At 70.9% G+C, this 22,956-nt stretch carries 20 protein-coding genes and 1 riboswitch; of the genes, 6 read left to right on the forward strand and 14 right to left on the reverse strand.

The genetic code is table 11. The features are described from left to right. Positions 1-26: 26 nt before the first annotated feature. The 3 genes from AUV07_RS14145 to yczR are packed head-to-tail and all read right to left on the reverse strand — an operon-like array spanning position 27 to position 3,093. Positions 27-1,040, reverse strand: a complete 1,014-nt coding sequence (locus AUV07_RS14145) for an aldo/keto reductase family protein (protein ID WP_062637090.1) — start codon at positions 1,038-1,040, stop codon at positions 27-29. A 52-nt stretch (positions 1,041-1,092) separates the two neighbouring features. Then, the gene (locus tag AUV07_RS14150; protein WP_062637092.1) at positions 1,093-1,590 is read right to left on the reverse strand and encodes a hypothetical protein; all 498 of its coding nucleotides are present in this window, start codon (positions 1,588-1,590) and stop codon (positions 1,093-1,095) included. Between the two features lie 9 nt (positions 1,591-1,599). Beyond that, a complete protein-coding gene (gene yczR, locus AUV07_RS14155; protein ID WP_062637094.1) occupies positions 1,600-3,093 on the reverse strand; it encodes an aminotransferase-like domain-containing protein in 1,494 nt (497 codons plus the stop codon). 19 nt (positions 3,094-3,112) lie between these two features. On the opposite strand from yczR, the gene AUV07_RS14160 reads away from it, so the two are divergent. Then, the gene (locus tag AUV07_RS14160) at positions 3,113-3,427 is read left to right on the forward strand and encodes a hypothetical protein (protein ID WP_062637096.1); all 315 of its coding nucleotides are present in this window, start codon (positions 3,113-3,115) and stop codon (positions 3,425-3,427) included. On the opposite strand, the gene AUV07_RS14165 is transcribed toward AUV07_RS14160, so the two are convergent. Together AUV07_RS14165 and rlmN are read right to left on the reverse strand one after the other, a co-directional pair. Beyond that, the gene (locus AUV07_RS14165; protein WP_062637098.1) at positions 3,415-4,905 is read right to left on the reverse strand and encodes a DUF4407 domain-containing protein; all 1,491 of its coding nucleotides are present in this window, start codon (positions 4,903-4,905) and stop codon (positions 3,415-3,417) included. The two genes, AUV07_RS14160 and AUV07_RS14165, sit on opposite strands and share 13 nt — an antisense overlap. Positions 4,906-5,027: 122 nt before the next feature. Beyond that, on the reverse strand, positions 5,028-6,317 hold the full coding sequence (gene rlmN, locus AUV07_RS14170; protein ID WP_231868281.1) for a 23S rRNA (adenine(2503)-C(2))-methyltransferase RlmN: 1,290 nt from the start codon (positions 6,315-6,317) through the stop codon (positions 5,028-5,030). A gap of 131 nt (positions 6,318-6,448) precedes the next feature. Here rlmN and AUV07_RS14175 point away from each other — a divergent pair, with 131 nt between their 5' ends. Genes AUV07_RS14175 through AUV07_RS14185 form a run of 3 tightly spaced genes read left to right on the forward strand, consistent with a single transcriptional unit; the run spans position 6,449 to position 8,572 of the window. Continuing rightward, positions 6,449-7,087 carry a bifunctional 4-hydroxy-2-oxoglutarate aldolase/2-dehydro-3-deoxy-phosphogluconate aldolase gene (locus AUV07_RS14175; protein ID WP_062637100.1) on the forward strand — a complete coding sequence of 213 codons (639 nt, stop codon included), beginning with the start codon at positions 6,449-6,451 and terminating at the stop codon, positions 7,085-7,087. 37 nt (positions 7,088-7,124) lie between these two features. Further along, positions 7,125-7,826: an ankyrin repeat domain-containing protein gene (locus tag AUV07_RS14180; RefSeq protein WP_062637102.1), complete on the forward strand. Its 702-nt coding sequence runs from the start codon at positions 7,125-7,127 to the stop codon at positions 7,824-7,826. Next, positions 7,823-8,572: a sulfite exporter TauE/SafE family protein gene (locus AUV07_RS14185; RefSeq protein ID WP_062637104.1), complete on the forward strand. Its 750-nt coding sequence runs from the start codon at positions 7,823-7,825 to the stop codon at positions 8,570-8,572. The genes AUV07_RS14180 and AUV07_RS14185 overlap by 4 nt, the downstream gene beginning before the upstream one ends. A gap of 79 nt (positions 8,573-8,651) precedes the next feature. Here the strand turns inward: AUV07_RS14185 and AUV07_RS14190 are convergent, their stop codons facing one another. Then, a complete protein-coding gene (locus AUV07_RS14190) occupies positions 8,652-9,485 on the reverse strand; it encodes an SDR family oxidoreductase (protein WP_025104853.1) in 834 nt (277 codons plus the stop codon). A gap of 79 nt (positions 9,486-9,564) precedes the next feature. Beyond that, positions 9,565-10,323: an SDR family NAD(P)-dependent oxidoreductase gene (locus AUV07_RS14195; RefSeq protein ID WP_062637106.1), complete on the reverse strand. Its 759-nt coding sequence runs from the start codon at positions 10,321-10,323 to the stop codon at positions 9,565-9,567. A gap of 133 nt (positions 10,324-10,456) precedes the next feature. On the opposite strand from AUV07_RS14195, the gene AUV07_RS14200 reads away from it, so the two are divergent. Continuing rightward, positions 10,457-11,182: an aminoglycoside 3'-phosphotransferase gene (locus tag AUV07_RS14200; protein WP_062637108.1), complete on the forward strand. Its 726-nt coding sequence runs from the start codon at positions 10,457-10,459 to the stop codon at positions 11,180-11,182. Positions 11,183-11,189: 7 nt separating this feature from the next. Here AUV07_RS14200 and AUV07_RS14205 read toward each other — a convergent pair whose 3' ends face one another. From AUV07_RS14205 to AUV07_RS14225, 5 genes are all read right to left on the reverse strand, one after another. Then, entirely contained in the window at positions 11,190-12,662 is a 1,473-nt protein-coding gene (locus AUV07_RS14205) for an amino acid permease (protein ID WP_082802978.1), read from the reverse strand. 9 nt (positions 12,663-12,671) lie between these two features. Further along, on the reverse strand, positions 12,672-14,042 hold the full coding sequence (locus AUV07_RS14210) for a glutamate decarboxylase (RefSeq protein ID WP_062637110.1): 1,371 nt from the start codon (positions 14,040-14,042) through the stop codon (positions 12,672-12,674). A 101-nt stretch (positions 14,043-14,143) separates the two neighbouring features. Further along, positions 14,144-14,935, reverse strand: coding sequence for an energy-coupling factor transporter transmembrane component T family protein (locus AUV07_RS14215; protein WP_062637112.1), 792 nt, complete (start codon positions 14,933-14,935; stop codon positions 14,144-14,146). Then, on the reverse strand, positions 14,932-16,386 hold the full coding sequence (locus AUV07_RS14220) for an ABC transporter ATP-binding protein (RefSeq protein ID WP_197462153.1): 1,455 nt from the start codon (positions 16,384-16,386) through the stop codon (positions 14,932-14,934). The genes AUV07_RS14215 and AUV07_RS14220 overlap by 4 nt, the downstream gene beginning before the upstream one ends. Further along, the gene (locus tag AUV07_RS14225) at positions 16,386-17,027 is read right to left on the reverse strand and encodes an ECF transporter S component (protein WP_062637114.1); all 642 of its coding nucleotides are present in this window, start codon (positions 17,025-17,027) and stop codon (positions 16,386-16,388) included. Before AUV07_RS14225 ends, AUV07_RS14220 begins: the two co-directional genes overlap by 1 nt. Next, a riboswitch (TPP riboswitch) is annotated at positions 17,018-17,129 on the reverse strand. (Overlaps the previous gene by 10 nt.) Before the next feature lie 77 nt (positions 17,130-17,206). Here AUV07_RS14225 and AUV07_RS14230 point away from each other — a divergent pair. After that, a complete protein-coding gene (locus AUV07_RS14230) occupies positions 17,207-18,697 on the forward strand; it encodes a D-alanyl-D-alanine carboxypeptidase family protein (RefSeq protein ID WP_062637116.1) in 1,491 nt (496 codons plus the stop codon). Between the two features lie 50 nt (positions 18,698-18,747). Here AUV07_RS14230 and AUV07_RS14235 read toward each other — a convergent pair whose 3' ends face one another. Together AUV07_RS14235 and AUV07_RS14240 are read right to left on the reverse strand one after the other, a co-directional pair. After that, positions 18,748-21,057, reverse strand: coding sequence for an ABC transporter ATP-binding protein (locus AUV07_RS14235; RefSeq protein WP_062637117.1), 2,310 nt, complete (start codon positions 21,055-21,057; stop codon positions 18,748-18,750). Continuing rightward, positions 21,054-22,781 (reverse strand): ABC transporter ATP-binding protein, encoded by a 1,728-nt coding sequence (locus AUV07_RS14240; protein WP_062637118.1) that lies wholly within the window; start codon positions 22,779-22,781, stop codon positions 21,054-21,056. The genes AUV07_RS14235 and AUV07_RS14240 overlap by 4 nt, the downstream gene beginning before the upstream one ends. Positions 22,782-22,956 lie beyond the last annotated feature (175 nt).

The raw sequence follows: 22,956 nt of genomic DNA on the forward strand, positions 1-22,956 counted from the left end.
TGGGACCATTTGCGCGATTCGAAGGCCTAGACGAGCCGGGACTTCGGCGACACCGAGTACGTGTGCTCGGCGTCGCGGTTGACCGTGTCACCGAGAGCCTCGTCGATCGCGGTCATGGTGTCGGCGTCGAGCGTCACGCCGGAGGCCTTGACCGTGTCGGCGAGCTGCTCCGGACGGGAGGCGCCGACGAGGGCCGCCGCGACGTTCGGGTTCTGCAGCACCCACGCGATCGCGAGCTGCGGCATCGACAGCCCCGCCTGCTCCGCGATCGGCTTGAGGCGCTGCACCGCGGTGAGGATGTCGTCCTGCAGGAAGCTCTTGATGAAGCCTGCGCCCGAGTTCTGATCCGTGGCCCGCGACCCCTCCGGCACCGGCTGGCCAGGGAGGTACTTGCCGCTCAGCACGCCCTGCGCCATCGGCGACCAGACGATCTGCGAGATGCCGAGCTCCTCCGACGCCGGGACCACCTTGCCCTCGATGACCCGCCACAGCATGGAGTACTGCGGCTGGTTGGAGATGAGCTGGATGCCGAGCTGCTTCGCCAGGGCGTGCCCTTCGCGGAGCTGCTCCGCGGTCCACTCCGAGACGCCGATGTAGAGCGCCTTGCCCTGCCGGACGATGTCGGCGAAGGCCTGGAACGTCTCCTCGAGCGGGGTCTCGTAGTCGAAGCGGTGCGCCTGGTAGAGATCGACGTAGTCGGTGCCGAGGCGCTGCAGCGAGCCGTTGATCGACTCCATGATGTGCTTCCGGCTCAGGCCGGTGTCGTTCGGACCCTTGGGGCCGGTCGGGAAGTAGACCTTGGTGAAGATCTCGAGGCTCTCGCGACGCTGGCCCTCCAGCGCCTTGCCGAGCACGACCTCCGCGGCCGTGTTGGCGTAGGTGTCCGCGGTGTCGAACGTGGTGATGCCGGCGTCCAGGGCGGCGTGCACGGTCTTGACCGCGGCGTCGTCCTCGACCTGCGAGGCATGCGTGACCCAGTTGCCGTACGTGATCTCCGAGACCTTGAGACCGCTGTTGCCGAGATAGCGATAGTTGACCATGGACCAACGCTAGTCCCGCCGGCGGACCGGCGGGCCGGATCGACGGTGATCGTCAGGCCGTGGCGGGCGCCGGTCCGCGGCGGCGGGACGTGAGCGCCGCCCCGACCAGCACCCCGACCGCGGCGAGCGCACTGACCGCGTATAGGGGCAGGGCCCACGGGGAGGCATCGGCGCCGCTGATGCCGAAGGTGTCGGCAAGCCCCATGCCCGGGCCGAACGACGCGACGAAGTAGGCCGGAGCCCCGCCCATGAGCAGCGCGAGGAAGGTCATGCCGGCCACCACCGCCGGAGCCCGCGTGAGGAGGCAGACGACGGCCGTCCCGATTCCCAGGCACACACCCGCACCGAGGATCCCGAGGACGGTCGGCGCCATGAGGCTCTCCCCGGCGTTCGACATCGCGGCCCGGACCTCGTCGAGCGAGAGGTCGCCCGGAGCCGCGGCGAGCGGGTTCAGCACGAGGATCTGCACCGCGGCGAGGGCGGCGTACGCGGTGACGGCGAGCACGCCCGCGACGCAGATCCAGAGGGTGGGACGCGGCACCGGTGTCATGCGGTCACCCTAGGCAGGGCTGCTGAGAGTCTCCCGGTACTCACGCCAGGCGTCGCCCAGCCGTCGCACCCCTTCGGTGAGCACGTCGTCCGGCGCGGTGAACGGCAGGCGCACGTGGTCGTCCGGCGCGGCGGCTGAGACCGCGAAGGCCCCGGTGCCCGCGATCGAGACGCCATGCGCCGCGGCGACGCGCGCGAGAGCCGATGCGGAGCCCTGAGGCAGCGCCGCCCACAGCGCGAGTCCGCCCCGAGGGGCGTCGGAGGTCCAGTCGGGGAGGTGCGCGGCCATCAGCTCCTGCAGCAGGAGGAGCCGCTGCTGGTGCACGCGGCTGGTGGCGCGGCGGAGCGCCGTCGCGTGCGCGATGAGGTCGAGTGCGAGGAGCTGGCCGGGCACGCTCGTGGACTGGTCGGCGAGCTGCCGGGCGCCGCGGAGCCGCCGGACCAGCACCGGGTCGGCCCGCAGCCACCCGATCCGCAGCCCGGCCCAGGCCCACTTCGACACGGATTCGACGACGAGCACCGGGGCATCCGGCCGCTCCGAGGCGAGCGTGGGCGGCACGACCCCGTCGAACGAGATGCCGGCGACGACGCGGTCCTCGATCACGGGGACCCCGTACTGCGCCGCGAGCTCGGCCACCCGGTGGCGCGCCGCCGCGGGCAGTCGCGTCCCCGTCGGGTTCTGGTGGTGCGGGTTGAGCGCGACGAGCACGGGACGCAGCCGGGCCATCGCCTGCTCCAGCGCGTCGACGTCGAGGCCGTCCGCGCCCATCGGCACGCCGTGCACGGTGCCGCCGCGCAGCCCCACGGAGTCGGTCACGCCCGGCCAGGTGATCTCCTCCGCGAGCACGACGTCACCCGGCTCGACGAGCGCGTTGACGACGAGGCTGATGGCCTGCTGCGCGCCGTGGGTCACGAGGATCTGCTCGGGTGTGGTCGGCGTCCCCTCGGCGCGGTACATGCCGGCGATGAGTTCGCGGAGCACGGGGAGCCCCGCGGGGTCGGTCTCCGGGAGCAGGGCGAGGTCGAGCCGCGGCTGGTGGTCGCGGATGAGCTGCACACCGAGGTCCGGGATCTGCGGCACCGTGCGGAGCAGATCGATCGCGTTGGGGAGAGCCGAGAACAGGGCCTCGCCGCGGCCGGGACGGCGGTCCGCCGCGGGGGTCGTCCTCGCCCCCGCGACTGTGGTCCCGCTCCCCTGCCGGCGCTCGACGAGGCCCTGCTCGGCGAGGGACGCATAGGCCGACACGACCGTGCCCCGCGAGACCGCGACCGCCGCGGAGAGGGCGCGTTCGGCAGGCAGGCGGTCGGCGGGACGCAGCTCACCACCGCTGATCAGGGCGGCGATCGCCGCGGCGAGGCGGGTGGAGAGGGTGCCGTCGCCGTGGGCCCAGCGGCCGAGGCGTGCGGCGAGAGCGCCCGCGGCGACCTCACCGCCCTGCACGAGGGGGCCGGGGGCCGATCCGTGGGCCACCGGCGTCGCATTGGCCCTGTCGAGGGTGTCCATGAGAGCCGATTCTGGACCAATGACAGTTCTCACGACCAGCTTCGGGCTCGATCTCGGTCCAATTCAGCGGGATTGGACCATCGGCGAGCTTCTCGCATGGCTCCAGGACGACGCCCGCACGCACGACCCGGCCCTCCGTGAGCCGCTCTCCCGCATCGAGGCCGCCGTGACCGGCACCCCGTGGCCGAGCTCCCCGTCCACGGTCGCCTTGATCCGTTCTCTCGCGCTGGCGTCTCGGGCCGGGAATCTCTCCCGCGTTCGAATCGCCCACTTTGTCCCGAATCCGGCCGAGATGGAGCACAGTGAGCGATTCGAAACGAGTCAGGTGGCCTGAGCCCCGGCGCCGGAGACGGGAGTGGTGACGATGTCGGCGCGGTCACGGAAGCCCTCCGCCGTGACCCTGTCCAGGGCGACCTGCTTGCGGATGGCCAGCGCCTTCTCATAGAGGCTCGGGTCGCCGTAGCTCGTGAGCACCTTCACCAGCACCGGCAGCAGCTCGATCATGAAGAACAGCGCCGCGATGAGGATGTGCGCCCAGAGGATCGCGGGCTCCTTCTCACTCAGGCGGTTCAGGCCACTGATCTGGCTCAGCAGCCCCACCGCCCCGGCGTTGCCCTGCGCCACGGAGTCCGCGCGGGCGTTGTAGGCCGCGAGCGCCTGCTCGTACGTGTCGCGCGCGGCGGGGAGTTCGTCCTTCGCCTGCTGACGGTTCTGCGACTCCGAGGCCGTGGTGTTCTCCTTGGCTGCGCTTCCGGCAGCGGCGAGTTCCTCGTTCGCGGTCCGGAGCTGGGCCGCGAGCGCGTCGTAGGTCTGCTGGGCCTCGGCGAGCTGGGCCTGGGCGGCCTGAGAGCTCGCGCCCTCGCCGTTCACGCCGGTGCAGCCGGGGACGGTTCCCGCACCCTCGCCCGTGAGCTCGCACTGGTACAGAATCCGCGCCTGGTCGATCACGGCCTGCTGCTCCGTGAGCTTGGCCGTCAGGTCGTCGACCGTGGACTGGGCGGCGGACTCGGTCGCCGACGACGACTCGGTCCCGGCGACGATGCCCGTCGCCGCCTGGTTCTCGAGCGCCGCGACACGCTCGGATGCCGCATCCAGCGCCTTCTTCTCCGGGCCGGTCTCGAGCGCCTCCTGGTCGGCCTGGGCCTGGACGATGTTGGTCGCGGCGACCTCGCGCGAGATGTCGTTGTGGAAGATCTGCAGAACGAGCGGCTCCGCGACGACGAAACCGATGATCGCGGCCATGATGACGCGGGGGATCGCGAGGCCGATGAGCTTCCAGACGTTGCGGGTCGACGTCATGGTCGAGGTGAGGAAGCGGTCGAGGTTGAAGATGATGAGCGCCCACACGATCGCGAGCGGGATGGCGAGCCAGACCGCCGCGCGCACTCCCGTCGTGAGGGCGAAGAGCATGGAGATCGCGCTGACGAGGGCGGTGCCGGCGAGCACGAAGAACATCTGCACGAAACGCGGGGTCTCGCCGGGGACGCGGTCGAGGATCTCGCCCTCCGCCCCGCCGAGGATCGCGAGAGCACGGAGGCGCTCGGCGGCGGTGCGACGACGACGCGGCTTCCGGACGCGCGGCGGACGCGCCTTCCGGTCGGGGACGGGCTCCGCGTCGACCGGGGCGTCGGGCGCCGTCACCGGCTCGGGCGTCGGGTCGTCGGACGCGACGTCGGACTGCGCGGACGTGTCGCCGGTCGGCTCGTACTCGCGCAGGAAGTCGAGGTCATCCGTCTCGGCGTTCGGGTCGCCGTCGAGGATGATCCGACCCTGCGAGTCGAAACGACCCGGGCGGTGGGCGGAATAGGGCATCCCGATAATCTACGAAACTCCGCCTGTGCATACCGTGGAAGATCCCTTGGACGGGCCTTCGAGTCGCGCGAATGGCGGCATCCGGGCCGGATTTGGAGCCAGGTGAGCGATTCGAACCGGGGTCAGGCCATCGCGGCGGCGGCAGCCTCATCCTCGGTCGTCGCGACGAGCTGTCCGCAGGCGCCGTCGATCTCCTTGCCGCGAGTGTCGCGGAGGGTCGTCGGGATGCCGGCGTCGTTCAGCCGTCGCACGAACTCGTCCGTGACGTCCTTCTCCGACGAGGTCCAGATCGAGCCCGGCGTCGGATTCAGCGGGATCGGGTTCACGTGCACCCACCCGCGACCGCGTTGCTTGAGCTTCTCCGCCAGCAGGTCGGCCCGCCAGGCGTGGTCGTTCATGTCCTTGATGAGGGCGTACTCGATGGACACGCGGCGCCCGGTCTTGGCGTAGTAGTCGTAGGCCGCGTCGAGCGCCTCGTCGACCTTCCACCGCGAGTTCACGGGGATGAGCTCGTCGCGCAGGTGGTCGTCGGGGGCGTGCAGCGACAGGGCGAACGTGACGGGGATGTTCTCGTCGGCGAGCTTCCTGATCGCGGGCACGAGCCCCACGGTCGACACGGTGATACCGCGGGCGCTCATGCCGAGACCGTCGGGCTGCGGGGCGACCATGGTGCGCACCGCATCCATGACGCGCTTGTAGTTCGCGAGCGGCTCCCCCATGCCCATGAAGACGATGTTGGAGACGCGCTCCATGCTGTGGTCGTCGCGCTTCTTGCCGCCCAGCTCGCCGTTCGCGATGGCCCGGTTGGCCCGGACGATCTGCTCGATGATCTCGGCGGTGGACATGTTGCGCGTCAGCCCCGCCTGGCCCGTGGCACAGAATGGGCAGTTCATGCCGCAGCCGGCCTGGCTCGACACGCACAGCGTGATGCGGCCGGGGTAGCGCATGAGGACCGACTCGACGAGCGCGCCGTCGTGCAGACGCCAGAGGAACTTGATGGTGTCGCCGCGGTCGGTCTCCAGCCGCCGCACCTCGGTCATGAGGGGCGGGAGCATGCCGGCGACGAGCTCGTCGCGGATGCCGGCGGGGAGGTCCGTCATCTCCGCGGGGTCGGACGTGTAGTGGCGGAAGTAGTGCGTGGCGAGCTGCTTGGCGCGGAAGCCGGGGAGTCCGAGCTCCTTCACCTTCTCGATGCGCTCGGCCGGGGTGAGGTCGGCGAGGTGGACCGGCGGCTTGCCGCGCTTCGGGCTCGCGAACTGCAGCAGGGGGCGCCCCTCGGCGTCCTTCTTCTGGGTCCACCCCTCGGTCGCGGGGCGCACCTGCGGGGCGCGGGTCTCGCGGATCGCCCCCGAACGGGACGACGCGGGCGCAGTCGCGGGGCGCGTCTCGGGTGTGCGGGGGTTCTCGGCCATCCCTCCAGGGTACCGGGATGCGGGTGGAAGGCGGCTGGGCGCGGGGGCTGCCGTCGAGCGGCCCTCCCACCGCTTGTAATGACAATTTCTCGTACGCGAGAATGGGCGCATCCCCTCGATCAAGGAGCGCCATGTCCGACCGCCTCACCCGTGCCCGCACCACCGGTATCCTCGCCGTCCTCCGCGCCCCGTCGCCGGAGCTGGCCCTGGAGGCGTCCGAGGCGATCATCCGCGGCGGGGTCTCCGGCATCGAGGTGACCTTCTCGACCCCCGACGCGCCGGCCGTGATCCGCGAGCTCATCACCCGTCACGGTGACGCCGCGTACATCGGCGCCGGCACCGTCACGACGGCGGAACAGGCGACCCAGGCCGCCGACGCGGGTGCCGCGTTCCTCGTCAGCCCTGGCACCCTCCCCGACCTCACGCGCGCCATGCTCGACACCGGCCGCGTCGTGATGACCGGCGCGATGACCCCGACCGAGGTCATGGGCGCCCTCGAGCTCGGCGTCGACGTCGTGAAGATCTTCCCCGCCTCCCTCGGCGGCCCCTCTTACCTCGGTGCGCTGCGCGGGCCCTTCCCGGACGCCCCGCTGATGCCCACGGGCGGCGTGAAGCCCGACAACCTCGCCGACTGGTTCGCGGCGGGCGCGGTCGCCGTGGGGGCCGGTGGCGACCTCGCGAACGGCGCAGCGATCGCGAATGCCGACTGGGCGGACATCGAGCAGCGGGCCGCGCGCTTCGCCGCCGCCCTCGCTGCCACGCGGAGCTGAGCCGCCTCCCTTCGGGAGCATTTGGTATACCGGATGCATGCGGATGCGACGGAGTGAGGCGGTCGTCGTGCTCGCGGGGGCGCTGCTCCTCGCCTCGGCCTGCACGGCTGCACCCTCGTCGCCCCACACGGCACCGACTCCGGAGGCTCCCATGACCGACGCCACGTCCGACCTGCTCGCCGCGGCCGCCGCGGGCGACGCTGACGCCGTCCGCCGCGCGCTCGACGCGGGCGCCGACATCGAAGCCCGTGGCGACGGCGGCATGACTCCCCTGATCGCGGCCACCAAGGCGAACCACGTCGACGCGGCACGGCTCCTGATCGAGGCCGGCGCCGACGTGAACGCGAAGGACGACATCCAGGACTCCGCCTACCTCTACGCCGGCGCCCGCGGGCATGACGAGATCCTGCGGATGACCCTGGCGCACGGCGCCGACCTCCGCAGCACGAACCGCTTCGGCGGCACCGCGCTGATCCCCGCGTCCGAGCGCGGCCTGCTGCCGACGGTCGAGATCCTGCTGGAGGCGGGGGTCGATCCGGATCACATCAACAACCTCGGCTGGACCGCCCTGCACGAGGCGATCGTGCTCGGCGACGGGTCCGCCCGCTACGTCGAGGTGGTGCGCGCTCTCCTCGACGGCGGCGCCGATGCGACCATCCGCGACGGCAACGGCGTGCTGCCGCTGGACCTCGCGACCGACCGCGGGTACGACGCCATCGCCGCCGAGCTCCGGCGGTGACAGCGCTCGATCCCTGGGCCTGGGCCGCGCTGGGCGTGGCCGCGGTCGTCATCGGGATCTCGAAGACCGCTCTTCCGGGCGGCAGCATCCTCGCGATCGCCCTGTTCGCCGCGGTCCTCCCCGCACGCACCTCCACGGCCGCGACGCTCCTGCTGCTGATGGTGGGCGACGTGTTCGCACTGCTCGCCTACCGACGGCACGCGCATTGGCCGACGCTGCTGCGCCTCGCACCGGCGGTCGTGGCCGGACTCCTCCTCGGCTTCGCCTTCCTCGCCCTGACCGGAGACGGGGTCGTCCGCCGCGCCATCGGCGTGATCCTGCTGCTCATGATCGCCGTGACGCTGTGGCGGCGGTGGCGGCAGGCGCGGGCGGAGCAGGAGGCCGCGGCCCGGGGCGGCGCGCTGCTGGCCGGCGTCTACGGCACGCTCGGCGGTTTCACGACCATGGTGGCGAACGCGGGCGGGCCGGTCATGTCGATGTACTTCCTCGCCACGCGGACGCCCGTCCAGGTGTTCCTCGGCACCTCCGCCTGGTTCTTCGCGATCATCAACGTGATCAAGGTGCCGTTCCTCGCCGGGATCGGACTGTTCACCGGGCCCGTGCTGCTCACCGATGCGATCCTCGCGCCGCTCGTGGTGCTCGGTGCACTGCTCGGGCTGCGGGTGGCGCGGCGCCTGGACCAGCGGCTCTTCGACCGCATCGTGATCGTGCTGACGGTCCTCGGCGCCGTGTACCTGCTGCTCTAGCCCTTCGACAGGCTCAGGGACCCAACGCTTCGACAGGCTCAGGGCCCCAGAGCTGGGTCGCTGAGCCTGTCGAAGCGCATCAGTCCAGGAAGATGTCCGGGAACAGCGCGCTGTCCGGAGTCCCCGGCACCGCGGCGTAACCGGAGAAGTCGGTGACGCCGTTCGCCTCGAGCACGTCCTCCACGATCAGCGACTGTCCCGTGTAGGTGCGCGCCGGCTGGGTGAGCACGGCGTAGGCGGCGTCGGCGTAGATGTCGGCGGTCCGACTCGCGGCCATCACCTTGTCGCCGCCGAGGAGGTTCTGCACCGCGGCCGTCGCGATCGTCGTGCGCGGCCACAGCGTGTTGGCGGCGATGCCGTCGGCCGCGAACTCCGCCGCGAGTCCGAGCGTGACCATCGTCATCCCGTACTTCGCCAGCGTGTACCCGGTGTGCGCACCGAGCCACTTCGGGGTGGGGTTCAGGGGCGGCGAGAGCGAGAGGATGTGCGGGTTCTCGGCGTCCTTGAGGATGGGCACCGCGGCCCGGGAGAGCATGAAGGTGCCGCGGACGTTCACGTCCTGCATGAGGTCGTACTTCTTCGCGGAGAGGTCGAGCGACCGGGAGAGGTCGATGACGCTGGCGTTGTTGAGGACGATGTCGATCCCGCCGAACTCGCCCTGCGTCTTCATGACGGCTTCGGTGATGTGGTCGTCGTCCCGCACGTCACCCACGATCGGCAGCGCCTGGCCGCCGGCGGCGCGGATCTGCTCGGCCGCGCTGTGCACGGTGCCCTCGAGCTTCGGGTGCGGGGAGTCGGTCTTGGCGAGCATCGCGATGTTCGCGCCGTCCGCGGCCGCGCGCAGGGCGATCGCGAGGCCGATCCCGCGGCTGCCGCCCGACATGAGGATGGTCTTTCCGGCGAGTGTGCTCATGGTTCTCGTTTCGAATCGCTTGATTGGCTGGATTTCCGGGTCGAATCGGGTCATTCAGGCGATTCGAACCGGGGAGGGGTCACCGCGGGGCCATGCGGATGGCGCCGTCGAGGCGGATGGTCTCGCCGTTGAGGTAGCCGTTCTCGACGATCTGCTGCACGAGGGCGGCGTACTCGTCGGGGCGTCCGAGGCGAGCGGGGAACGGCACCTGCTGTCCGAGCGAGTCCTGCGCCTCCTGCGGCAGGCCCATGAGCATCGGGGTCTCCATGATGCCGGGGGCGATCGTGCACACGCGGATGGCGTGACGGGCGAGTTCGCGGGCGATCGGGAGGGTCATGGCGTGCACGCCGCCCTTGGACGCCGAGTACGCCGGCTGCCCGATCTGTCCGTCGAACGCGGCGACGCTCGCGGTGTTGACGATGACCCCCCGTTCCTCGTCGTGCAGCTCGTTCGCGGCGATGACGGCGGCGGCCTGGGAGATCACGTTGAACGTGCCGACGAGGTTGATGCGCACGATGCGCTCGAAGTCGGCGAGGACGGCGGGCGTGCCGTCCCGGTCGAGCACCTTGGCGGGCGGGGCGATGCCGGCGCAGTTCACGACCACCCGCAGCGGCGCGGCGGCCTGTGCCGCGGCGACGGCGGCCTTGACCTCGTCGACGCTCGTCACATCGGCGGGCACGAAGAGACCGCCGAGCTCTGCGGCGATCTCCTCCCCCTTCGACGAGGCGAGGTCGATGATCGTGACGTGCGCGCCTGCGGCCGTGAGCCGACGGGCGGTGGCCAGCCCGAGTCCGGAGGCGCCGCCGGTGACGAGGGCACCCTGTCCGCTGATCTGCATCTGATGTTCTCCTTCGAACGTCGTCGTGCGACATGCATGGAACGCAGTCCCAGCCTATGCGGTTCTTGGTGTCACCGCAGGCCCGCCGCGTCGACCCGAGCCTACGACACCGAGGTTCCGGCAGGATGGAGAGGTGAGCATCCCCGCCGCCTCCGTCGAGGTCCCCGCCCGGGTCCGCGAACTCGCCGCCGGGGCCGCGCTGACCCCCGCGTGGCGCAACGCGATCGGCGGCCTGACCTTCCGCACCGACGACGGCCGCTACATCAAATGGGGTCCCCACGATCCCGAGGCGAACATGCGCGACGAGGCCGAGCGGATGCGCTGGGCCCGCACCTGGACCACGGTGCCCGAGGTGCTCTCCCAGGGCCAGGACGAGGCGCACGAATGGCTCGTGACGGCGGCCCTCCCCGGCAGCAGTGCCGTGGATCCGCGGTGGGCCGCCTCTCCGGAGGTCGCCGTGCGCGCGGTCGGGCTCGGCCTGCGCCTGCTGCACGACGCCCTCCCCGTCGCGGAGTGCCCGTGGACGTGGAGCCCGGCGGAGCGCATCGCGAACGCCGCCGCCCGCGGCACGACGGTGCCGACGGACCTGCACGAGCCCCCGTCGATCGACCGGCTCGTGGTCTGCCACGGCGACGCGTGCCTCCCCAACACCCTGCTCGACGACGACGGCCGTCCGGTGGCCCACGTCGACCTCGCCGCGCTCGGCGTCGCCGACCGGTGGGCCGACATCGCCGTGGCCGCCATGAGCACGCTGTGGAACTTCGGTCCCGGGTGGGAGGACACGCTCATCGCGGCCTACGGTGTCGACCCCGATCCCCCGAGACTGGAGTACTACCGACGGCTCTGGAACGAGACCTGAGCCGCGCTCACGCCTCGGGATGCGCGTCGCTGAGGAGGCTCCCGTCGGCCGGGCGCCGGTCCCACGACGGTTTGCGCAGCGCGTAGAACAGCAGCGGCGGCGCGCCGAGCACGACGATCACCAGACCGACGATCCACGGGTACGCGGCGGCCGGGAAGGCGGTGAACCCCTGAGGCGGGATGAAGGCGAGCACGAACGCGGCGAGGCAGGCGGCGAAACCGACCCCGGCGACGAACGGCAGGGCCTTCACGCGATAGGCCCGGCGAACGTCGGGCGCCTTCCGCCGCAGCACCATCGCCGAGGCGAACATGAGCATGTACATGATGAGGTAGAGCGCGGCGGCCATGTCGATGAGGGCGACGAAGGCTGCACTGACGTTCGGCACGATGATGAAGATCGCCGCGAGGATCGTGACGATCGTGCCCTGGAGCATCAGGATGCCCGACTGGACCCCGGCCTTGTTGCGCTTCTGCAGCAGCGGCGGGAGCAGCCCTGTCTCCGCCGCCGCCAGCACACCCTTGGACGGACCGGCGACCCAGGTTACGACCGAGGCGAGGGCCCCGGCGGCGATGAGCGCGGACACGACGGCCGTCGCCCACCCCATGTCCCAGTGGTCGAAGTACTCCCCGAACGCGAGCATGATGCCGTTCGTCAGCCCGAGTTCCTTCTCCGGCACCGCGACCGCGATCGCGATGGTGGGCAGGATGAAGACGAGCAGGATGAGGCCGGCGGCGAGGAACACGGAGCGCGGGTAGCCCTTGCCGGGATCCTTCATCTGGTTCACGTGGACCGCATTCACCTCCATACCGGCGTAGGCGAGCACGTTCGACACGATCAGCACGATGGAGGCCAGCCCCGTGAACGGCGGGATCATCGCCGAGGCATCCAGCGGCACCTGGCTCTTCTCTCCGCTGAACACCCACACCGCACCGAACACGATGAGCAGCACCGCCGGGAACAGCGTGCCGATGATGCCGCCCCACGAGCCGAGCTTCGCGAAGAGGTCGCCGCCGCGGAGGGTGACCAGGGTGGAGCCCCAGTAGAAGACGATGATGACGACCGCGGTGAAGAACCCGGAGCTGGACAGCGAGGGGTCGAGGAAGACGAAGGCGAGGGCGCCGGCCACGAACGCGAGCTGCGTCGGGAACCAGACCACGTTCTGGATCCACTGCAGCCACACCGCGGTGAACCCCCAGCGGTTGCCGAGGGCCTCGCGCACCCAGACGTACACGCCGCCCTTCCACCCCGTCGCGAGTTCGGCCGCGACGAGAGCCGTGGGGATGAGGAAGAGGATCGCCGGGATGATGTAGAGCGTGACGCTGCCCAGGCCGTAGATCGCCATCGCCGGCAGCGAGCGCAGGCTCGCCACGACCACGAGGGTGAGGAGGGCGAGCTGCCCGACGCCGAGGACGGCGACGGCGGGACGGGAGACACGCGGCGTGGAGGCGGCGCCGGCGGCACCGGACTGCGAGGCGGACATGTCGGCCCCCTAGTGGTGGAACGCCGAGTCGGGGTGGTCGGACGGCATGGGAGCCGTGAGCGCGTCGAGGTGGGCCACCTCGGCGGTGATGGCGTCGAGCAGTTCGGCGGCCAGGTCCATGCTGAGCCCGTTGCGCACGACGATCCGCTGCACCGTGAGGTCTTCGAGGTCCGCGGGCATGGGATAGGCGGGCACGAGCCAGCCGCGCATCCGGAGGCGGTCCTGGAGGTGGTACAGCGTCCACTTGTCGGTGTGCCCGTCCTTCAGGCGCCAGGCGAAGACGGGGATGTCGCTGCCGTCGTTCCACAGCTCGAACGCATCGAGCTTCGCGATGCCCGCGGAGAGGAACTTCGCCACGTCCTGCGAGGCCTGCTGCACGGCCCGGTAGCCCTCGAACCCGAGGCGGAGGAACAGGTAGTACTGCAGCAGCACCTGAGCGCCAGGGCGGGAGAAGTTCAGGGCGAAGGTCGGCATCTCCCCGCCGAGATAGCTCACCTTGAACACCAGGTCCTCCGGCAGCCATTGCGCGTCGCGCCAGACCACCCATCCGAGACCCGGGTAGACGAGACCGTACTTGTGACCCGAGGTGCTGATGGAATGCACGCGCTCCAGCCGGAAGTCCCAGACCAGGTCGGGCTGGAGGAACGGGGCGATCATCGCGCCCGAGGCGCCGTCCACGTGGATCGGGATGTCGAGACCCGTCTTCTCCTGGATCGCGTCGAGCGCCGCGGCGATCTCGGCCACCGGCTCGTACATGCCGGTGTAGGTGACGCCCATGATGGCGACCACCCCGATCGTGTTCTCGTCCACGTACTTCTCGAGGTCGTGGCCGTCGAGCGTCTTGTGTTCCTCACTGATGGGCACGTAGCGCGGTTCCACGTCGAAGTAGTTGCAGAACTTCTCCCAGCACACCTGCACCGCGCTCGACATCACGAGGTTCGGCGTGGAGGCGTCCTTGCCGGCGGCACGGCGCGCCTGCTGCCAGCGACGCTTGAACGCCAGACCGCCGAGCATGCACGCCTCGGAGGAGCCGATGGTCGACGTGCCGATGCTGCGAGCGGCGTCCGGCGCCTTCCACAGGTTCGCGAGCATGTGCCAGCAGTTGTCCTCGATGGCGGCGGTCTGCGGATACTCGTCCTTGTCGATCATGTTCTTGTCGAAGGAGGCCATGTAGACCTGCTTCGCCTCGTCGTCCATCCAGGTGCTGACGAAGGTGGCGAGGTTGAGGCGCGCGTTGCCGTCGAGGATGGTCTCGTCCTCGACGATCTGCTTCGCCGTCGCGGGAAGCGACTCGGAATCCGGGATGACGTGTCGCGGTGCGACGGTGGCCTCACCCGGCCGCGTGAAGAGCGGCTGGTCGTCGGCGGAGGAGATGCTCATGGGACGTCCCTTTCGGTCGGTGTCGATTGGCACTGTCTCCTGCGGACGCTAGACCGGCCGCCGAGCCACCTCCAGGGGTCCTCGTCCGAAAAGGGTGAGGGTCAGGACGGCCCGAGGATGAAGTTCCAGGCGCCCGTGGCGACCGCCGCGGCGATCGCGATCCCGGAGATCGCGGCCCCGACGGCGAGGAGGGCCCACTCGGGGGCGCCGAAGCGGGACTCGCGCGCCCAGGTGCGACGACCGGGGGCGCCGAAGCCCCGCGCCTCCATCGCGGTCGCGAGCTTCGCGCCGCGGCGGATGGACAGGACGAGCAGGGCGAAGGCCATGCCGAGGAAGCGTCGGATGCGGCCGCGGTCGGCCACGCCGCGGGCTCGACGCGCCAGTTCCAGAGCCCGCCAGTCATCGAGGAACAGCCCCACCATGCGCAGTCCGGCGAGCGCGCCGAGCACGAATCGGGCGGGCAGGCGCAGGATCTGCCCGAGGCCGTCGGCGAGATCGGTCGGATCGACCGTGATGAAGAGCACCACCGAGGGCAGGGCGATCGCGAGCACCCGGAGCATCGTGGCGACGGCGAGCGCGAGCGACCCCTCGCTGATGCGCAGCACGAACCAGTCGACGTAGACCGTGCCGCTCGTCTCGCCGTACAGGGCGATGGTGAGCCCCGTCAGCGGCGCCGCGAGCCAGACCGGCCAGGTGCGCACCCAGAACTCCCGCCACCCGATGCCGGCGAACAGGAACAGCACCGCTTCGAGCACCAGGGCGACCGCCGCCGACACCGGATCCAGCGTGAGGATCAACGGCACGGCGATGAGCGCGCTCACGCCGAGCTTCGCGACCGGGTTGATCCGGGCCACGACGCCGGCGCGGGCGCGGGTGTCGGCGGGATCCGTCATGCCGGCGCCCCCAGGGGGAAGCGGGTGGCGTGCAGGGCGCGCGCCACGTCGAGGTCGTGCGTGACGGTGACGATCGCGGAGCCCTCATCCCGCAGGGTGGCGAGCATCGCGACGAGCTCGGCCCAGGTGCGGGCGTCCTGTCCGAACGTCGGCTCGTCGAGGATCAGCACCCGGGGTCGCGTGGCGATCGCGGCCGCGACGGTGAGACGGCGCTTCTCCCCACCCGAGAGCGTGTACGGGTTCGCGGCTCCCAGCGCGGACAGGCGCAGGCGGGCGAGCAGTTCGTCGACGCGCGCCTCGACCTCGTCCTCAGGGACGCCCAGCGCGCGCGGGCCGATGGCGAGCTCGTCCCGCACGGTGGTGGCGAGGAGCTGGTGCTCCGGCTCCTGGAAGACCATGCCGATCCGGGTCAGGAGGTCGCGGGACGCCCAGCGGATCGGCGCGGGATCGGCACCCTGCGCGAGCATCGGCGCCGCGGTCACGGCCCCCTCCGCGGGCGGGAGCAGGCCCGCGAGGGTCAGACCCAGCGTGGACTTGCCCGCGCCGTTCGGCCCGGTGATCGCGAGGGCCTCGCCCGCCCGCACGTCGAGGTCGATGCCTCGGGCCACCGGACGCCCCTTCACCCGCGCCACGGCGAGTGCTCGGGCCGATAGCAGCACCTCGCCGGGCACCGCCCGCGGTGCCGGGGGCTCGACGGGAGGACGCCCGGGCACCCAGACGCCGTCCGCCGCCAGGCGCTCTCCCTGCGCACCGAGCACCGCGGCGGGAGGGCCGTCCGCGACCACCCCGCCGGCACCGAGCACGATGACCCGGGTGAGGAGCGGCAACCACACCTCGAGTCGATGCTCCACGACCACGAGGGTGGCGGGGTGCGCGGCGAGCATCCGCTCCACCGCCTCCCTGACCTCGCGCACCCCGTCCGGATCGAGGTTCGCCGTCGGCTCGTCGAGGAGGACGAGGCCGGGGCGCATCGCGAGCATGCCGGCGAGGGCGAGACGTTGCTTCTGGCCGCCCGACAGCGCCTTGGTGGGATGATCGAGCGGCACGTCGAGGCCGACGGCAGCGAGCGCCGCCTCGACACGCGGCCAGATCTCCGCACGCGGCACGCCGAGGTTCTCGCACCCGAACGCGACGTCGTCGCCTGCGCGGGCGAGGATCACCTGGGAATCGGGGTCCTGGAGGACGAGACCGGCGCGCCCGCGAGTCGCCACCGCCGGAGCGTCGTCGACGAGGAGCTCCCCCGCGCTCTCGCCCTCCTCCTCGCCGCCGAGCACGCCCGCGAGGCCGTGCAGCAGGGTCGACTTGCCCGCCCCGGAGGCGCCGAGCACGAGAACCCGCTCGCCGGGCTCGATGCGGAACGAGACGTCGCGCAGCGCCCACGCCCGGCGGCTTGCATGCCGCCAGCCCCAGCCGCGCGCCTCGACGACCGCGGGAGCGACCTGCGCCGCCATCAGACGCGCACGCGCGCCTCGCGCCCGGACCCGAAGCGGTCCAGCGCTCCCGTCGCGGCGATGCCGCGGGCGAGCACCCACGACAGGGCACCGGCGATGACGGCGCCGGAGAGCACGGTGCTCACGAGGTAGATCACGGTGAACGCGGGACCGGAGCCGGCGTACCAGAGGATGAGGTTGTTGATGCCTCCCGCGAGCGCAGCGCCGGCACCAGCGAGGATCGCGACGGGCAGCGACCAGCGACGGTAGAAGAACAGCAGGAAGACGAGCTCGGCGCCGAGACCCTGCACGAGGCCCGCTTCGAGCGTGAGGAAGCCACCCCACTGGTTGCCGATGAGCGCCGAGACGACGGCGGCCAGCAGTTCGACGTAGATCGCCGCACCGGCCTTGCGGATGATGAGGCCGCCGAGCACTCCGGCGAACAGCCACGGTCCGTCCAGGAGCCCCTGGAGCCCGGGGAGCAGCGGCTCGAGCAGGGCCTTGGGGCCGAGGTACCCGACGTTCCAGGCCAGGAAGATCAGGCCGGCGGCGACGCCGAGCACGCTGGCGACGACGATGTCGACGATGCGCCACCGCAGATAGCTGCGTGCCGGAGCGCCGGTCGTCTTCGTGGACGAGGATGCGGACGTGGACGTACTCATGTGAACTCCTCCCTGCGCTGGCATGACCCAGATCAGGTTCGACGGTCGAAGCGCGATTCGCTCCCTCTCAGCCCGGCTCGCCGGACTCCCGTGGTTGTGCTGTCGATCCTAGCGTCTTCCGCCCGCGCGTCCCGAGCCGTGCACGGCGGATTCCTGGCGGCATTCGGTACCGTAAGCGAGTGACCGCTTCCGATCCCCCTGAAGAGGCGTCCGGCGGCGTCGGCGTCGACGCGCGGCCCGAAGACTCCGCCCCCGCGTCCTCGCAGACCGTCGACCCGGTGCCCGCGAGCACGACGGAGACCGTCGCGTGGGCCGACGCCTCGACACCGGCGACCGCGCTGACCTGGGTCGACACGGGCGTGGTCGAGGCCGGCTCCTCGACGCCGGAGTTCGACGCCATTCCGGACGCCGAGGCCGCCCCCGGTCTGCTGCGCGACGCGACGCTGCGCCCGGCGATCGCCGGCCCCGGGCTGCTCGTCCCGCTCGGGGTGCTCGCCGGGCTCGTCGCCTCCTACGCCGGAAGCACGCTGCTCTGGCCGTTGCACGAGGTCGCCCCCACCGTCCAGGCCGTGGAGGTCACCCCGGTGGCCGCCCCCACCGCTGCCCTCGCGTGGCCGGAGGTGGGCGACGGCGCCGTGGGCATCGCGGGGATGACGACGGCCGCGTCCACGACCGCCCCGGTCAGCATCGCGAGCATCACCAAGGTCGTCAGCGCGCTCATGGTGCTCGACCGCCTGCCGCTCGCGCCCGGAGAGCAGGGCCCCGAGTTCTCCTTCACCTACGCCGACAGCATCCGCTACTGGGACTACCGGATCTCCAACCAGTCCGCACTGGATGTGCCCGTGGGCGGAGTGCTCACCGAGTATCAGCTCCTGCAGGGCACGCTGCTCGGCTCGGCCAACAACTACATCGATCGACTCGCCTCCGAGATCTGGGGATCCAACCGCGAGTTCGCGGCCGCCGCCGAGGTCTGGCTCGGCGAGCGCGGGCTCTCCGGCATCACCGTGGTCACGCCGTCCGGATTCGACGCGCGCAACGTCGCCACCCCGGAGGCGCTCGTGGCTCTCGGCGAGCTGGCGATGCAGAACCCCGTGTTCGCGGAGATCGTGGGCACCCGGTCGGTCGAGCTGCCGGGGGCGGGAACGGTGGAGAACACGAACGGCATGCTCGCGGACCCCGGGGTCGTCGGCATCAAGACCGGCACGCTCGTCGGCTGGAACCTGCTGACGGCCAAGGACGTCTCCGTGGGGGATTCGACGGTCCGTCTCTACGCCGCGGCACTGAACCAGGAGGACGACGAGGCGCGCCTCGCCCTCACGCGCGCGCTGTTCGCGCAGACCGAGGCGGCGCTGCAGGCGCAGGGCCCGGCCGTTCCGGCGGGGACGGTGGTCGGACGTGTCCGCACCGCCTGGGGCGAGGAGGTCGACGTCGTGACCGGTGCGGACGCGGATGTGGTGCTGTGGAACGGGGCGAGCGCGACCGCGACGGCTGTGTTCGATCTCGGCGAGCAGCGCGAGGCGGACGGCGACGTCGGCACCCTCACCACGGCCGGCCCCGTCGACACCACCGAGACCGCACTCGTCCTCGCCGAAGACGTGGACGGCCCGAGCCCGTGGTGGCGCCTCACCCATCCCCTCGAGCTGTTCGGCATCGACGCGGACCGCTCCTGACGACTGACGCCCCGCTCCGAGTCCGGAGCGGGGCGTCAGGGCGATGACGATCAGGGACGAGGCGTCGCGCCGTCCGCCCCGTCGTCGAGGAGCGCCTGCGCGGCGGCCGCCTCCGCCCCGGGAAGCTGGGCGCCGACGGCGGCACCCGCCACGGCATCGGCGGCCTGCTCCTCCGCGCGGGCCTCGGCGTCGGCCTCTCCCGTCACCACGACCGGAGACGACCCGGTCAGGGCCGCTTCCGCATCGAGGTCGGTCGCCGCCTGCTCGAACTGCGACTGGTACAGCCGCCAGTACGCGCCCTGCGCGGCGATGAGCTCGTCGTGCGTGCCCTTCTCGACGATGTCGCCGTGCTCCATCACGAGGATGAGGTCCGCGTCGCGGATGGTCGACAGCCGGTGCGCGATGACGAACGAGGTGCGTCCCTGCCGGAGAGCGGCCATGGCGTTCTGCAGCAGCAGCTCGGTGCGGGTGTCGACCGCCGAGGTGGCCTCGTCCAGGATGAGGATCGACGGCTGCGCCACGAACGCCCGGGCGATCGTGATGAGCTGCCGCTCACCGGCCGAGACGTTCGACGCGTCCTCGTCGAGCACGGTGTCGTACCCGTCCGGAAGCGCGTGCACGAAGCGGTCGACGTAGGTCGCCCGCGCGGCGGCCAGCACCTCCTCGTCCGTCGCGGTCGAGCGTCCGTAGCGGATGTTCTCGCGGATGCTCCCGGCGAACAGCCAGGGGTCCTGGAGCACCATGCCGGTGCGGGACCGGAGGTCGTCGCGCGTGATGGTCGAGATGTCCTGACCGTCCAGCGTGATCCGTCCGCCGCTGAGTTCGTAGAACCGCATGATGAGGTTCACGAGCGTCGTCTTGCCGGCACCCGTGGGCCCGACGATCGCGACGGTCTGCCCCGGCTCGACCCGGAACGACAGATCGGTGATGAGCGGACGCTCCGGCGAGTAGGAGAAGGACACGTTCTCGAACTCGATCACCCCCTCCCCTTCGCGGAGAGCAGGAGCGTCAGGGTCGTCGGCCTCCTGCTCATCGGCGTCGAGCAGGTCGAACACCCGCTCCGCCGAGGCGGTGCCGGACTGCACGACCGCCGCCATGCCGCCCAGCTCGGACAGCGGCTGCGTGAACTGCTGCGAGTACTGGATGAACGCCTGCACGTCGCCGAGCCGCAGCTGCCCGCTCGCGACCATGAGCCCGCCGAGCACCGCGATGCCGACGTAGGTGAGGCTGCCGACGAAGGTCATCGCGGGCATGATGATGCCCGAGAGGAACTGCGCCTTGAAGCTCGCCTGGAAGAGCTCCTCGTTCTCGGCCTTGAACTTGTCCAGCGCGTCCTGCTCGCGGCCGAACACCTTGACCAGCGCGTGGCCGGAGAAGGCCTCCTCGACCCGGGCGTTGAGCCGGCCGACCTTGCGCCACTGCGTGCCGAAGGCCTTCTGCGACCGCGGTCCGATGACGCCGAAGATCACGCCCATGAGCGGAAGCGCCACGAGGGCGACGAGGGCGAGCTGCCACGAGATCGAGAACATCATCACGAGCACGCCGATCACCGTCAGCACGGCGGTCAGTGCTCCCGACAGCGACTGCTGCATGGTCTGGGTGATGTTGTCGATGTCGTTCGTCACCCGCGAGATCAGCTCGCCGCGCTGCACCTTGTCGAAGTACGCCAGCGGGAGCCGGTTGATCTTCGCCTCGACGGCCTCGCGCAGCCGCCACATGGTGCGCACCATGATGACGTTGATGACGTATCCCTGCAGCCAGCTGAGGAACGCGGCCACGACGTAGATCGCGAGAACAGCGGCGATCACCCAGCGCAGCGCGTCGAAGTCGATGCCGTCGCCGACCCGGAAGTCGCCGAGCGCGCCCACCTGGTTGGCGAAGTCGTTCTGCCCGGCGTCCCGCAGCGCGTCGACGACGACGTCCTGCGGGGTCCCGGCCGGGAACCCGGGGAAGTCGCCGGTGGGCTGACCGAGCTGGATCGAGATGAAGCCGCGATAGACGATGTTCGTCGCCTCGGCGAGCACCTTCGGGGCGGCGACGGTCAGCACGACCCCGATCGCACCGAGGATCGACACGAAGACGAACCACACTGCGGAGGGCTTGAGCAGCCCGATCATCCGCGCGAAACTCGGGCCGAAGTTGTCGGCCTTGCCCGGCGCGACGCTGTCCCAGTCGCCGGAGTTCTGCCGCGCCTGCTCGGCGAGCTCCGCCTCGTACTGCTCCTCGGCGGTGAGCTCCCGCTCGACCGTGGGCGCCGGCGCCTTACCCCGTCCGCGACGGCGCCGACCCTGGGTCCCTGAGCGTGTCGAAGGGTCCGTCCCCTGGGTCCCTGAGTCTGTCGAAGGGTCCTGCTCGCTCATGCGTCCACCCCCAGCTGCGACTCGACGATCTCGCGATAGGTCTCGCTGGTCTCCAGCAGCTCCTCATGGGTTCCGACGCCGACCATGGTGCCGCCCTCGAGGACCACGATGCGGTCCGCGTCGGTGATCGTGGAGACGCGCTGCGCGACCACGATCTTCGTCACGTGCGGAAGCTCGCGCCACAGCGCCTGCCGCAGCCGGGCATCCGTGGTGAGGTCGAGCGCGGAGAAGGAGTCGTCGAACACGAGCACCTGCGGCCGGTGCACGATGGCCCGCGCGATCGCCAGGCGCTGGCGCTGACCGCCGGACACGTTCGTGCCGCCCTGGGCGATGCGGGAGTCGAGACCGTCCGGCATCTCCTCCACGAAGTCGCGACCCTGGGCGATCTCCAGCGCGTGCCAGAGTTCCTCGTCGGTGGCGTCCTCGCGGCCGTAGCGCAGGTTGGACGCGACGGTGCCGGTGAAGAGGAAGGGACGCTGCGGCACCAGACCGATGCTGTCCCACAGCGCCTCGACGTCGGCCTCGCGGACGTCTACGCCGCCGACGTGCACGGACCCGCCGGACACGTCGAACAGGCGCGGGATGAGCGAGACGAGCGTGGTCTTGCCCGACCCGGTGGAGCCGACGATCGCGACGGTCTCCCCCGGCTCCGCGGCGAAGCTGATGCCGGCGAGGACGGGGGCGTCGGCGCCGGGGTACGTGAACTCCACGTCATCGAACGCAACGGCACCCGGGGTCGGGAAAGCGGTGACGCCGTCCACCGGGCGGGTCATGGTGGACTCCGTGTTCAGCACCTCGCCGATGCGCTCGGCGGAGACCGCGGCGCGCGGGATCATCATCGCCATGAAGCTCGCCATGATGACGCCGCCCATGATCTGGCCGATGTACTGCATGAAGGCGAACAGAGTGCCCACCTGCACGGTGCCGTTGTTGACCTCGATGCCGCCGAACCAGATGACGGCGACCACGGTCACGTTGAGGATGAGCATGAACAGCGGGAACAGCAGCACGAACAGCGAGCCGACCTTGCGGCCGACGACCATGATGTCGGTGTTCGCGCCGCGGAAGCGCTCCTCCTCGATGCGCTCCCGGACGAAGGCCCGCACGACCCGCACGCCCGTGAGCTGCTCGCGCATGATGCGGTTCACGTTGTCGAGCTTGCCCTGGTAGCTGCGGAAGAGCGGCACCATCCGGCCGATGACGAGTGCCGCGAGAAGGAGCAGCACCGGGACGGAGACGGCGATCAGCCAGCTCAGCCCCGCGTTGGTCTGCACGGCGAAGATGATGCCGCCGATCGCGAGCAGCGGCGCGGTGACGAGCATGGTCGCGCCCATCATCGCCAGCATCTGCACCTGCTGCACGTCGTTCGTGTTGCGGGTGATGAGGGATCCGGCGCCGAACTGCGAGACCTCGCGCTCGGAGAAGCCGCTGACCTTGCCGAACACGTCGGCGCGGATGTCACGGCCGGCGCCCATCGCGGCGCGGGCGGCGAAGAAGGTCGCGATGACCGAGGCCACGATCTGGCCGAACGACACGGCCAACATGAACAGGCCGGTGCGCCAGATGTACGCGGTGTCGCCCTGTGCGACGCCGTTGTCGATGATGTCGGCATTGAGGCGCGGCAGGTAGAGCGTGGCGGCCGCGCTGGCGAACTGGAAGACCAGCACGGCGACGAGGAGCCACTTGTAGCGTGACAGATATCGGAGGAGGAGTTTTCCCAGCACAGGCGGACTTTCTCGGAAGGAGGAGGTGGCGGGTCTCCCGGCAGACGGATGCCGACCGATGACCGGCCATACGACAGGGTGCCACGAAGCGGCGACATTCGGATCCCCCTCCGGGAGGACCTTCGCTCACAGCGAACCACCGTATGTATCACTTGGCTGACACAAGTTGTGATAG

The organism is Microbacterium sp. CH1 (assembly GCF_001595495.1).
GTDB lineage: Bacteria > Actinomycetota > Actinomycetes > Actinomycetales > Microbacteriaceae > Microbacterium.

Bases quoted from the DNA above. Each gene is read 5' to 3' on its own strand.
- AUV07_RS14235 (WP_062637117.1), bottom strand. From the start codon at position 21,057: ATGAGCGAGCAGGACCCTTCGACAGACTCAGGGACCCAGGGGACGGAC.
- AUV07_RS14205 (WP_082802978.1), bottom strand. From the start codon at position 12,662: ATGTCCGCCTCGCAGTCCGGTGCCGCCGGCGCCGCCTCCACGCCGCGT.
- AUV07_RS14175 (WP_062637100.1), top strand. From the start codon at position 6,449: ATGTCCGACCGCCTCACCCGTGCCCGCACCACCGGTATCCTCGCCGTC.
- AUV07_RS14215 (WP_062637112.1), bottom strand. From the start codon at position 14,935: ATGACGGATCCCGCCGACACCCGCGCCCGCGCCGGCGTCGTGGCCCGG.
- yczR (WP_062637094.1), bottom strand. From the start codon at position 3,093: ATGGACACCCTCGACAGGGCCAATGCGACGCCGGTGGCCCACGGATCG.
- AUV07_RS14180 (WP_062637102.1), top strand. From the start codon at position 7,125: ATGCGGATGCGACGGAGTGAGGCGGTCGTCGTGCTCGCGGGGGCGCTG.
- AUV07_RS14145 (WP_062637090.1), bottom strand. From the start codon at position 1,040: ATGGTCAACTATCGCTATCTCGGCAACAGCGGTCTCAAGGTCTCGGAG.
- AUV07_RS14210 (WP_062637110.1), bottom strand. From the start codon at position 14,042: ATGAGCATCTCCTCCGCCGACGACCAGCCGCTCTTCACGCGGCCGGGT.
- AUV07_RS14150 (WP_062637092.1), bottom strand. From the start codon at position 1,590: ATGACACCGGTGCCGCGTCCCACCCTCTGGATCTGCGTCGCGGGCGTG.
- AUV07_RS14195 (WP_062637106.1), bottom strand. From the start codon at position 10,323: ATGCAGATCAGCGGACAGGGTGCCCTCGTCACCGGCGGCGCCTCCGGA.
- AUV07_RS14225 (WP_062637114.1), bottom strand. From the start codon at position 17,027: ATGAGTACGTCCACGTCCGCATCCTCGTCCACGAAGACGACCGGCGCT.
- rlmN (WP_231868281.1), bottom strand. From the start codon at position 6,317: ATGGCCGAGAACCCCCGCACACCCGAGACGCGCCCCGCGACTGCGCCC.
- AUV07_RS14165 (WP_062637098.1), bottom strand. From the start codon at position 4,905: ATGCCCTATTCCGCCCACCGCCCGGGTCGTTTCGACTCGCAGGGTCGG.
- AUV07_RS14160 (WP_062637096.1), top strand. From the start codon at position 3,113: ATGACAGTTCTCACGACCAGCTTCGGGCTCGATCTCGGTCCAATTCAG.
- AUV07_RS14220 (WP_197462153.1), bottom strand. From the start codon at position 16,386: ATGGCGGCGCAGGTCGCTCCCGCGGTCGTCGAGGCGCGCGGCTGGGGC.
- AUV07_RS14190 (WP_025104853.1), bottom strand. From the start codon at position 9,485: ATGAGCACACTCGCCGGAAAGACCATCCTCATGTCGGGCGGCAGCCGC.